This window comes from Candidatus Villigracilis vicinus (genome assembly GCF_016702885.1).
In the GTDB taxonomy this organism is placed as follows: domain Bacteria; phylum Chloroflexota; class Anaerolineae; order Anaerolineales; family Villigracilaceae; genus Villigracilis; species Villigracilis vicinus.
The window spans coordinates 109,538-122,044 of sequence record NZ_JADJDD010000002.1; the positions used below are offsets into that span (position 1 = coordinate 109,538).

Below are 12,507 nucleotides of genomic sequence, written 5' to 3' on the forward strand. Positions count from 1 at the left end.
CTCCTCACCAATCATCAATTTACTAATCTACTCCGCACCGCCTTCAATGCCAGCCTGTACTTCTTCACTTTCCTTATGCGGCTGAACCTTGAAGATTTTAAACCCCCACTGCACCGAAGGTCCGATCAAAAGAGCATAGACGATCGTCCCCACACCTGCCGGTCCACCCAACAGGATGCCAACCGTAACCACTGTGATCTCAATGATGGCACGCGAAACACGGATGCTCACACCGGTCGTCCGCTTGATCGCCAGCATCATACTGTCACGCGGTCCTGCACCGGCATCCACACCAATGTAGATGGCGCTGCCCAGCCCCATCAGCAGGATCGCCACAAGCAGCATGGCGATCTGTAAAGGCAGGTTATTTGTTATTGAAGGAAAGAATGAATTCCACATGTCCACCCAGGGACCTATGGACAGGATATTCGCAAGCGTCCCCCACCCCATTTTTTCGCGCATCGCCACGGCGCTGATCAGCACCACAAACCCCATAATCACCGTCATTGTACCGACCGTAATGCCCAAACGATTCGCCAGTGCCGCTTCCAATACCACCCAGGCACTCGTGCCGATATTGCCGCGGATCATCAAGGTGATCGCCAGCCCAAACAAAAGAAAGCCGCTCTGAATGCGAATGAAATCGCCAATGAATGTATTCCAACGTATGGGTTTTATCATGATGCTCCTCTGAAGACATCATGATACCATGCGCTAAAAATCCCCCAAGGTACAAAGAACACGTTATTCCACTGAGAATATCTCCGTATGGTTTCGTCCACTATATTTCGCTTTATATAAAGCCTGATCAGCACGACGAATCACATCTTCAATGGATTTATCACAGGGAGTAAAAATGATCTCTGCCACACCCAAACTCAAGGTGACAGAAATGGAAGTATCTTCTACTTCGACGTGAGTGGCATCAACTGCAGCACGAATTCGTTCAGCAAGGAGGAATGCCTGTGCTGAATTGGTTTCAGGCAACAGAATGGTAAATTCATCACCGCCATAGCGTGCCAAAATATCTACATCTCGCACTTGGAGTTTTACCGTTTTCGAAATACGGGTCAGGATCTCATCCCCAAAGGAATGTCCAAATGCATCATTTGCGGTCTTAAAGCCATCAATATCGAACAAAATGATCGTAAGCGGACGGCGATAACGCAGACTGGTGTTGAACTCGCGGATTGCCAACTCAAAGAAATAGCGGCGATTATACAGCCGCGTCAATCCATCAGTACGTGCCAACACCTGTTCATACTCGAACATTTGCTGAAGTTCCTTATGCGCCGTCTGCAGGGATATGTTCATCCGGCGCAATTCATCTTCCACCTCTTTGCGTCGGGTAATATCGCGGGATACCCCAATAGCTTCCGGTTCTGCATTCTCGTTCATGGTGAAGGTACTGGAGATCTCAACGCACACGACTGAACCATTCTTGTGCTTTTGCTCCACCTGATCAATCTGCCTAACAGTTGTAGTATCACCCGCCAGAAAACGTTGAACACGATCAGGATAGCTGGCAAGGAGATCCACCAATGCCGCCGGTGTGACAAAATCCTCCATAGACATGTCGATCAATTCCTCAGCCGTATAACCCAGCAGGTTCTCAATTGACGGGCTGACATATTTGAATTTCATGGTGTTCAGATCCAGCACCCAGACCACATCCGCGACCCGTTCTGCCAGTAAACGGTATTGTTTTTCCCGTTCTTTTAAATTCGCTTCCGCCAATTTACGGTCGGTAATATCGATCAGGCTACCTTCGTAATATTCAGGCATCCCGTTTTTATCGTGAACAATGCGGACGTGATCTTCCGCCCAAAAGGTTGTTCCATCTTCTCTGGTATATTCCGACTCAAAGGCAGAGAGAGAACCACTCTTCGAGATCAATTCCATAAATTTATCATTCACGATCGGGTCTCGGTAAAAGTTCCAAGCCTTCTTGCCCAACATTTTTTGTTCGGACACATAACCGAACATCCGCAACAAAGCAGGGTTTGCGTCCCGCACATCCCCATTCACCGATGTTCGATAAAGACCGATGGGCATGTTCTCGAACAAAACCCGATATGCCTGCTCGGAACTGATCAGCGCGGATTCGATCTTCTTGCGTTCCGTGATATCACGTGCAACCCAGATCGTGGTATCGGCACCCATGGGAGAAATAAATGCCTCAAACCAGGGTTGTTGCTTCTTCAATATGATTTCATACTCAAGTGAGACTGATTCGCCGGTGGTAAGCACCTGTTCGATTACAGACAGGAACTCTGCAACCTTACCCGTTGGGAAGAACGCAGAGAGATGCCTCCCGACGACATCTTCAGGCTGAATATAATATCGTTCGGGGTTGGTTGGAGCGACACTGCGATAGTAACCGTTCCGGTCGATAACCAGAACGGTATCCCGCATCGACGCGAACAAGGCACGCAATTCCGCTTCTGAATCGGCGAGCGCTTCCTGTGCTTTTATTTCCTCGGTCACGTCATTGCAAACGACCAGGATCACATAACGATCATTAAGGTCACGTACCGCGCGGGCAGATTCTCTGACCCAAAGCATGCTGCCATCTTTGCGCAACTTGCGTACTTCCAACTGAATAAGTTGCTCTGGCTTTTGTAAACAAGTTGTGATCTGCCGTCTGGCAAATTCACGATCCTCTGGGTGAAACACATTAAACAGGGAGTGTCCTACCAGTTCTTCAGGCGCAAAGCCCAGCTGCTCAATTCCATATTGATTAACAGAGAGCACCAGTCCATGCTCGTCCGCCGTAAAATACATGGACGGGTTATCTTCATAGAGTGCGCGATACCGTTCCTCACTGGTGCGCAGGGCATCTTCGATCTGTTTGCGATTGATGGCAAAAGCCACATGAGACGCGATCGTCTGAGCTAGCTGCACCTCATCGTCTAAAAATACATGGGAAGCATCGAAGTAGAGCATAAACTTACCCAGCAGCCTGCCCTGGTGGGTTAAAGGGATAAAACCCAGTGCTCCAATCCCTTCTTTTTCAAACAAAGCAGATAAAGAAGACAAGCTGGGTTCATTTTGAGCATCCGCCACCAACACCGGTTGCGGATTAACCACATCCTGCTTCCAGGGAGAATGTCCCTCTGCCGCTCTGCGGTATTCCTCAGACAACCCGTGCCACGCTTTGAAGCGCATGACACCATCAGCATCGAATAATAGAATAGAAACACGGTCAACCTTCAGAGTCGTCTGCAAACTGTTCAATGCAGCATAATAGATCTCTTCGATCATCAAACTGTCGTTCAAAGTTGCCGTGATCTGATAAAGGCTTTGCAGGTTCTTATTTTGCTGCCGGAGATTCTCCTCTGCCTGCTTTATCTTTGTTATATCGCGCCCATTGATAATGATTCCCATGATCGCAGGGTCATCCATGAGGTAATGACTGACGATCTCAAAAACACGCCATTCACCATCATGATGCTTCAAACGATATTCGCCGCGATGGATGTGACCGGGTTTCTCCAATCCACTCATGAACGTTTCGAATATCTCTGCCAAGTCATCCGGATGGATCAGGTCAAACGAATTCATCCCGATAAGGTTCTTAAAACCATATCCTAACAAATGCGCTACAGACGGGCTTTCATAACTGATCTTGCCTTCTGAATTAACAACCAGGATCCCATCAGTCGCATTTTCGATCAAAGAACGATAATACTTTTCGCTTTCGGAGAGAGCTTTCTCCATTTCCTTACGCAGGCTGATATCCCGAAAGTTAATGACAACTGCTTCCACACCCGGCTCAGCGAACTGATTGCTAAAGGTGCTTTCCACCCAACGATAGGACCCATCCTTATGCATGTATCGATATTGAAAAGTGGGGGTAAAGGCGGGGTCGGCGATCAAATTTGACATTCCCTCGAGAACCGTCCCAACGTCATCAGGATGGATGAAATCGAGGGGATTCTCATGAGAATATTCCTCGCCTTCATAATCAAAAATCGCCCGGGCTGCCGGGCTGACATACTTAACTCTGCCATCAAGACCAACCAATGCAATTCCATCAGGAGCGTTTTCGATCAGTGCTTTGAAACGCTTCTCCGCCTGCCGCACAGCTTGCTCCGCTTGTTTTCGCTCGGTTACATCGCGAACGACACACAAAAAGTTATCAGCCTGATACGGAGCAACATGTGCCTCAAAATCACGCCTGCCGTTTGTAAGATCAAAGGAATACTCAAAGAGCTGACTCTCTCCCGTAATCAATACCTGTTCCAAAGTTAAAAAATAGACATTAACCATTTCTTCAGGCATCACATTGCGTATATTCTTCCCCAAAAAGACCGCCGGAGGGACGAACAGAAGCTCGCTACGAGGCGCATAATAATCCATGAAATCGCCAGTTCGGTTAAGCACGAACATCATATCCGGAACAGAACTTAACAGGGCATGGATCTTCGCCTCGCTAGCACGTAATTCTCCCTCTGCCTTTTTTCTCTCGGTACTATCGCGTGCCACCGCGATAACTACCTGTCTGCCGAAGTATGTGCCGGGAGTCAGTCTGACTTCCTTGGGAAATATGGTGCCATCTTTTTTTATACCCCAGTATTCAAATTCGACCGGCTGCCCATTGAATGCTTGTTTTACATAATCAGCAACCTTCTCAAGGTCGTTCCTGCCTGGCGCGGAGAGGAACTCAGGAGTGCGTCCAATAAAATACTCCCGCGGGTATCCATATAACTTTTCAGCGCCAGTGTTCACATCCAGAAAAACACTATTTTCGTCCTGTATGTAAATCGTCTCTGTGACGCTGTTGAAGATCCCTTCAAATGTAGATTGTGACCCCCGCAGCGCTTCCTCCACCTGTTTGCGAGCTGCCAGTTCCTCCTGAAGCTGTTGCATCAGACGCACATTGTAAAGACCGGCAGCAATATGCCCGGCAAAGGAATCCATGGCAGGCACATCGTCACCTTTCAAGAATGAGCCGTTTACTTTTAATAATCCCAGCACCTCATTATCCACCCGTAAGGGAGCGAGAACCCCCTGACGAAGATCAAAAGCAGATACAAGCGGTGCGATAAAAGGATGAAAAGTCTTCGGCAGAACATCCGATAAGGCATCCAGTGTTGAATCAACGAACACTGCCCTGCCACCGCAAAGCGTCTTTTCATAAATACCGCCCTGAACAAGCGGCAATCTATATTTCTGCAGAGATAACCCTGTCAGTTTCTCCGCCTTGCGGATCAAGGTTTCAGAATAGGATGTATAAGCAATGGAAAGGGATTTTTGGTCTTCCGTGAGCAGTAACAGGGTAACTTCCCCACCTAAAAATTGGATCTCTCTACCAACGGCAAGATAAAAATCTTCAGCAGTACGCGCTTGCTGAATCGACTGGGCAGCCCGGCTTAAAGCAAGCAAAAGATAATGCTCATGGCTTTGCGCTTCCAGCGAAGTTTTTTTCTTCGAACGTGCGGATTCACTCGCGACCATCTGGCATCCTCTCGAAATCGCCGCTCTTGATACTTAATCAGCGTAAGAACGGCAAACAAAGCCAGGATCTCTGGCTTTGTAATTCGATATTTATTTTTCACGTCGGACCGTTGGAACCGCAACAAACAAATAAAAGAAAATTTCTGAAGAAAATATGTCCGCGCCGTGGTTTTGTTAATATATATGCTCTTGTGCGCAAAGTCAAGCATTGTATTGAGAGAAATTTCAAACCCAATACCCTTTCCGCTTAAGATTCGATCTTAATCCCATTCGCAATTTGGGCGGTTTGACCCCGCCCAGATCGATCTTCACCGCACCGATCATGGATGCAAAACGGCTCAAGCCGTTTGCAAGTGCATCTACAAATGCGGCATCCTTCGGAGCATCTTCCTCCAACCAAAAGCCAAGGATATGCAAAGTATTGGTAGAGCGGTCTAACTTTGGGTCGAGGCGGGCAACCAGATCATCACCATATAAAATAGGCAGGGTGTAATAACCCCACTTGCGTTGAGGCACGGGCTTATACACCTCCCATACATAGTCAAAATCAAAAACCTTTTTTGCCCGCCCGCGTGCGCTGACGATCTCCAGTGGAGCGAGCAGTGTCACTTCCTCCTCAGTGGTTGGACCTTTGGGCTTCCACACCTTCGGGACACGCCCCGCTTCAAGCGCCGACAGATGAGGCTGGTCGCTGTTTAAGATAAGGAAGTTTTCGCTGAAACCTTCCACCCGCACCCGTGAGACCTCGCCTTTTTCAATGAGGCGCTCAATACGCTGCCTGCCTTCTTGCATGGAAACCTTGCGATGGATAAATTCGCCAAAGCCGGTCTTCCATGCAGGTTCCCGCACCATGCCATAGAATGCGATATGTTTTTTACCGAGGAAATCTTCAGCTTCTTCTTCTGAAGCCGAGTAATCAAACTCAGGCGGAACGACCCTCTCGCGAAGATCATACATGCGGTCAAAGCCTTTGCGGTTGGAGATCATCACTTCGCCCGTCAGCCATAGGTAAAACAATGTGATCGAGGTTTCCTTGCGTCCGCGATAGCTCCATGCTTTGACAGCGTCCCCTTCAATGTCGCGGTTTCCAAGCGGACCTTTCTCGCGCAATTCATCCAATACGAACTTGACCACATCCTTGGGTGGGTGGGCAAAGTGCTCCCAGCGCAGCCCTTGTTCTTTGCGATGCTTCATGTGCAATTGCCAATATGGGAATTCCTGCATGGGATACATCATCAGCCAGCCGCCGTAATCGAAGGCTTTTCGTTTTTCGTATGCCATTTTGTAAAGCAGGTCAGGTTTGTATTCAAGGACACGCCCATACATGGCAATATCCTGACTACGGGCAACCATAATCAACGGGTCGAGCTGCAAAGCTTGCATCTGACGCAAAGCGGCTTCGGTGCCGGTAATGCCCGAGAAACGGCGCCCGGGCCAAAGTCCCTGTGAGCCGAGAAGGAAACGACGGTAGGTTTGTTTTGAGATAGTTTCCATATATAAAATTAAATAGACCCCCTGCAAAAGGCCCCCCCCCGCCGCCCCCCGGCGGCGGGGGCCCCCGCGGGGGGGGGGGAAAAAAAGTCTAATGTCAAAAGTTGGAAGGTGAGATAAAAAAAACCGAGGCATGATACCTCGGTCTATCCTCTGTAGTCTGCTGTCTAATGTCTGTTAATCATCGCCGAGAGAGGAGATGGCGCGCAACAAGCCAAAGACCAGCACACCGAGTTTGATGCCTTCGCCCGCGGTGATGGCGGTTTCACTCTCGTTCTTTTCGGCGCGGCGGTTGAGCAGCAATGCAGCGATAAGCCCGATAATAGCGCCGATCAATGCGCCGCCTAAAAGTAGTCTACTGTTTTTCATGGTGTCATCCTTTCAAAAAAGGCTTTCATGCTTTCAAGCCATCCGTTTAACCCGATTATGGGTTTAACGATCATATCCGTCGCACGCAAGATATAACCACGCGCGATAAAAACATAATCCTGGGCGATTCCGGTGTAGTAGGGTAGTGCGCCCAATAATTTTGCCATGCCGTAGATCAGCCCGCCGATAATGGCAAGCACGACCAACCCACCCAATAGCATGGGAATAATGACCCAGATGGTGGAAATGGCAGCCCATCGTCCCACGTCACCGCCCTGGCGGAAGGTGGCAAAACTCACCCAAACGACGATACCAACCAGAACCAGCGCACTAAGAACCACCGGCAGGATTACCTGCCGCATCACCTGCCTGCGATGTTTGAGATAGGAATAATGCTCAGGCGGGGTTTTAAGTCTTTCAGCAAGTTCGGGGAGTTTGGCGTTCATGACTCTATTTTACCAAAATAAAAAGACCCCAAAGGCATTGAACCTTTGGGGTCTTTGATTTGCTTATCTGCGGTTTCTCAGGAATGTAGGAACATCAAGGTCGTCGTTGTTGATACTCGGCAAAGGCTGAGACTTTACATCCGCAGAGGAGCGGGTTTCGGTATTGGCATTGACTGACTCACTCGGGCGAGCCACGAAGGGAGTGTTTGCCGCCGACAATGGCTTCTCACTGGCGTTGACGCGTGGAATACGTTCCAGCACCCGGCGGGTCACACCGCTGCGTTCGAAGCCGGTGGCGATGACCGTACAGCGGATCTCGTCGCCCATGTTCGGGTCGATGACGGCGCCGAAGATCATGTTCACATCGGGATGAGCCGTTTCGCGGATGATGGCAGCTGCCTGATTGACCTCGAAGAGAGTCATGTTCGGTCCGCCGGTGACGTTGAAAAGCACGCCGCGCGCACCATCGATGGTGATATCGAGCAGTTGACTCGAGATGGCTTGTTCGGCTGCCACTTTGGCGCGATCATCACCAGAGCCGCGTCCGACTGCCATAAGAGCAGCGCCGCCTTCAGACATGATCGAGCGCACATCGGCAAAATCAAGGTTGATCAAACCGGGGATGGTGATCAATTCGGAGATACCTTGAATGCCCTGATGCAGGACTTCATCCGCCATGCGGAAGGCATCCTGAAGGGATGACTTTTTATCCGCCAGTTGGAGCAGACGGTCATTAGGAATGGAGATGAGGGTGTGCGCGTGTTCTTTCATCTTCGCTACACCCGCTTCAGCAGACTGTGAGCGCTTGCCGCCTTCAAAGGTGAAGGGACGGGTCACAACGCCGATGGTCAGCGCGCCGCATTCCTTGGCGATCTGCGAAACGACAGGAGCTGCACCAGTTCCGGTGCCGCCGCCCATACCCGCAGTGACGAAGACCATGTCCGCGCCTTTGAGCACGTTGTAGAGTTCATCGGAGGATTCTTCCGCGGCTTTACGTCCGATCTCAGGGTCGCCGCCAGCGCCAAGACCACGTGTGATCTTATCGCCGAGGCGCACACGAATGGGCGCGCGCGAAAGGGTCAATGCCTGGGCATCAGAGTTGGCAGCAATAAATTCAACACCCTGAATGCCTTCTTCCATCATACGATTAACAGCGTTCTGTCCGGCACCGCCGACACCGATCACTTTGATACGGGCGAAGGCTTCGGTCTGCAGATTCTTTTTGTTCGGATCCATTTGTTCCTCCTGGCAAGGAATATTGCCTTATCTTAAACGAGAATACGTTTTTTTAACAGGGTTGACAGCACCCAATTTTCACTGTTTGTGAATCTTTTCTCATTGCATTACGGCAGCAGCCGCTTCATCCAATTCTTGACCGTATCGAAACCGGCGTTCTTTTCACCGGGGCGCTTGCTGCGGCGTTTGCCACCGCCTGAAACGGCTACTTGATGATCGTGCATGCTGATCGCCCATTGTAGTAAACCAAAGCTCGTGGAATACATGGGCGAGTTAAGTTTATCCACGAGTCCCTTCAAGTCCTGCGGCTGCCCGGTTCGTACCGGCATACCCAGAACTTCACTTGCCACACGGCTGATACCCGGCAATGCCGAAGTACCGCCGGTCAACACCATACCTGCCGGGAGCAGACCATCATACCCGGAACGTTTGATCTCTTGCAGGATGAGATTGAAGGTCTCCTCCACACGCGCTTCGATAACCATGGCAAGGTCCTGACGGTTAAGGCGGATATCTTTAACCTCGCCAAAAGGACGAATGAGAAAATATTCTTCGCTTCCAATATCAGACCGAATGGCATGCCCCTGTTGCTTTTTGACTTCCTCTGCCTGCGAGAGGGAGAGACGCAGCCCGTGCGCGATATCCTGTGTGATGTGATTGCCACCGACAGCCAGCACCATTGTATGCCAGACATCTCCGTCCACATAGATGGCAAGGTCGGTCGTGCCGCCGCCGATGTCGCAGACCGCCACGCCCATCTGACGTTCCTGTTCGGTGAGCACGACTTCAGCCGAAGCAAGCGGATTCAGAACAAATTGTTGAATGTCCACCCCGGCTGCACTTACACACTGGCGAATGTTATCCACGGTGGCACTGGCAGCGGTGATGATATGTGTTTCCACTTCAAGTTTGTAGCCGTGCATACCCACCGGAGTCTTCACACCTTCCTGTCCGTCAACGGTGATACCGCGTTGGATCACATGAATGATCTCGCGGTCATGCGGAATGGCAATCGCCTGCGCTTGTTCGAGCGCACGCGCCATATCGTGAAAGTCTATGATGCCGCCGGAAATGCCCGCTGCGCCGCGACTGTTGACAGAGGATACATGCGCTCCAGCCAGGCTGACAAAAGCGGTGGTGATCTCAAGGCTCGATGTACTTTCGGCTTTTTCCACAGAACGTTTGATGGCGCGTGAAGCCGCCTCAAGATCCACCACGATCCCTTTGCGGATGCCTTCGGACGGCTCAATGCCCACACCCAAGATACGGATGGACTTATCGTCCTCCACCCGCCCTACCAGGGTGCAGACTTTGGTCGTGCCTACATCGATACCTACAACTATCTCTTCCATAATTACGGGTTCTCTATAATGGTTTCTTCTGTAACGTCAAAGGCTTCGAGGTTCGGAGCTGCCGCCATGCGGTAGTACGGACCCTCGGGATGAACAACACTGATAAATTCGGGTTTTTTGTTACGGCTTGCGAGCGAGTCGACCATGGCTTGATACACACGCACTTTCAATGGCATGTCATGGGCGCTGGTACCAAATACCACCTGCCAGCCGCGCGGGTCTTGCCAGCCAAAGCCATCTGCAGCAGTGTAGGTTAGGGTTGAGCCAGCAGGCACGAGCGGAGCCAGAGCGAGAGCGGCATCCACCATTTCTTTTTGGATGAAGGGCGGCGGGCTGTATGGATCCGTTGAGGTGTTCACTCCAGCGACCGGAGCATCGATGGCGTCGACAAGGAGCAGCCCGGCGGCATCACCGCGTGGTCTAAACGCGACACCGGTTCCATCGATCCAGGTGAAAGCGCCATTCTGCTGCCACAAGATTACGGGCGTACGTTCTGCCACAGTGACGTATACATAGTTGGGCAGGTAAACATCCACCTGTGCAGAGGTAAGTTCGGGATAGTTCAAACGCAGGCGGCGTTCAAGGTCTTCAGGCTGAAGGGTAAAGATATTCTGACCAGAAACGCCCACAATGCCATTGATCTCTTCGCTGAGGATGCGTGAATTGCCAAAAACATAAGCAGACGGGACGTAAAAATATGGCAGCTGGAACGCGAGCACCAGCAAAGTGGCAAATACCACCGAAAGGATGATCGCACCGATACGCCAATTGGCATGTACACGCGGCAGGCGAGAAAACTGCGGCATGGCAAATTTCGGTTTGTTGAGATGGAACTCGGGCAGCCCCAATGCGATCTTGAAACGGCGCGGCTCTGCTGCCTTGGGCGCAATGGAAAGTGGAATGGTTGGAGTACGTGCAGACACTTTTACCATCGGCTTGGTGGCCTGTTTGGCGGCTTGCTGCATTTCTTTGGCAGCCCGCTCGGCGCGGCGCTGCCGCACCTGGTCTGCACGGGTTAGTATTTTTTTATCGCTCATGACGTCCTCCGGTGCTCGGTACGATCACGCTGTGATTTGCGTTCGAGGGCAAGTTCGATCAGACGGTCAACGAGCTGGGCATAGGTCAGGCCGCTAGCCTGCCAAAGTTTTGGGTACATACTGATGGATGTGAATCCGGGAATGGTGTTCAATTCGTTCAAGTAGATTTTATCTGTCCCTTTTTCAACAAAGAAATCGGCGCGTGCCATACCGGCACAATCAATGGCTTTATAAGCACGCACGGCATATTCGCGGATCTTCTTTTCAACACTTTCGGGCAACGCCGCGGGGATCATCAAACCGGAAGTGCCGTCGACATATTTTGATTCATAGGAATAGAATTCACGGCTCGGCAAAATCTCGCCGCAGACGGATGCTTGCGGTTCTTCATTGCCCAGCACGCTCACTTCGATCTCACGCACATCTTTGACACCACTCTCAATGACGATACGGCGGTCGTAACGGGCGGCATCCATCAAACCTTCGGCAAGGTCGGAACGGCTTGTACATTTGCTGATGCCTACCGAAGAGCCCAAATTGGCGGGTTTGGTAAACAACGGATATTCACCCAAGGCTTCGGCTTTCTTGATGACGGCATCCAGGTCGTTTTCAACTTCGCCGCGCAACACCATGATCGAATCGACCAGTGGAATGCCGTTGGCGCGCATGACATCCTTGAAAACACCTTTATCCATGCCAACGGAGGAGCCCAACACCCCAGCACCCACGTAAGCCACATCTGCCATCTCGAACAAACCTTGAATGGTGCCGTCTTCGCCAAATGGACCATGCAAGACAGGGAAGAAGACGTCAATGGATGCCAAAGTCTCCAGCTTCTCCCCCACCTTGGTGGAGCGAAGCACAAATAGACTCTGCCGCGATGCCGGATCTGTGGGAGGGATGACACGGTCGAGATTCTTCGTATCACCTTTTTCAAAAGCATCCAGAGCGTTCTCACCGGTCAGCCAGTTACCGTCTAATGTGATGCCTACTTGAACGACTTCATAACGTTCCGGGTCCAGCACAGAAACGACCGAGCGCGCAGACATCAGCGAAACATCATGTTCGCCTGAACGTCCGCCAAATAAAACTGCCACTCGAAGTTTCTTTGCCATT

The 12,507-nt window shown here is 50.8% G+C and carries 9 protein-coding genes; all 9 read right to left on the minus strand.

The genetic code is table 11. The features are described from left to right. Nucleotides 1–27: 27 nt before the first annotated feature. On the minus strand, nucleotides 28–681 hold the full coding sequence (locus tag IPG80_RS03135) for a hypothetical protein (protein ID WP_345102616.1): 654 nt from the start codon (nucleotides 679–681) through the stop codon (nucleotides 28–30). 63 nt (nucleotides 682–744) lie between these two features. After that, nucleotides 745–5,460: a PAS domain S-box protein gene (locus IPG80_RS03140; RefSeq protein WP_345102619.1), complete on the minus strand. Its 4,716-nt coding sequence runs from the start codon at nucleotides 5,458–5,460 to the stop codon at nucleotides 745–747. A 225-nt stretch (nucleotides 5,461–5,685) separates the two neighbouring features. Next, nucleotides 5,686–6,954, minus strand: coding sequence for a crosslink repair DNA glycosylase YcaQ family protein (locus tag IPG80_RS03145; RefSeq protein WP_345102622.1), 1,269 nt, complete (start codon nucleotides 6,952–6,954; stop codon nucleotides 5,686–5,688). A gap of 174 nt (nucleotides 6,955–7,128) precedes the next feature. Beyond that, a complete protein-coding gene (locus tag IPG80_RS03150; RefSeq protein WP_345102625.1) occupies nucleotides 7,129–7,320 on the minus strand; it encodes a hypothetical protein in 192 nt (63 codons plus the stop codon). Further along, a complete protein-coding gene (locus IPG80_RS03155; protein WP_345102628.1) occupies nucleotides 7,317–7,766 on the minus strand; it encodes a hypothetical protein in 450 nt (149 codons plus the stop codon). Before IPG80_RS03155 ends, IPG80_RS03150 begins: the two co-directional genes overlap by 4 nt. Before the next feature lie 63 nt (nucleotides 7,767–7,829). Further along, nucleotides 7,830–9,002 carry a cell division protein FtsZ gene (ftsZ, locus tag IPG80_RS03160; RefSeq protein WP_345102631.1) on the minus strand — a complete coding sequence of 391 codons (1,173 nt, stop codon included), beginning with the start codon at nucleotides 9,000–9,002 and terminating at the stop codon, nucleotides 7,830–7,832. Nucleotides 9,003–9,109: 107 nt separating this feature from the next. Continuing rightward, nucleotides 9,110–10,354 (minus strand): cell division protein FtsA, encoded by a 1,245-nt coding sequence (gene ftsA / locus IPG80_RS03165; protein WP_345102634.1) that lies wholly within the window; start codon nucleotides 10,352–10,354, stop codon nucleotides 9,110–9,112. A gap of 2 nt (nucleotides 10,355–10,356) precedes the next feature. Then, a complete protein-coding gene (locus IPG80_RS03170; RefSeq protein WP_345102637.1) occupies nucleotides 10,357–11,391 on the minus strand; it encodes an FtsQ-type POTRA domain-containing protein in 1,035 nt (344 codons plus the stop codon). Next, the gene (locus IPG80_RS03175) at nucleotides 11,388–12,506 is read right to left on the minus strand and encodes a D-alanine--D-alanine ligase family protein (RefSeq protein WP_345102640.1); all 1,119 of its coding nucleotides are present in this window, start codon (nucleotides 12,504–12,506) and stop codon (nucleotides 11,388–11,390) included. The genes IPG80_RS03170 and IPG80_RS03175 overlap by 4 nt, the downstream gene beginning before the upstream one ends. Between the last annotated feature and the right edge of the window lies 1 nt (nucleotide 12,507).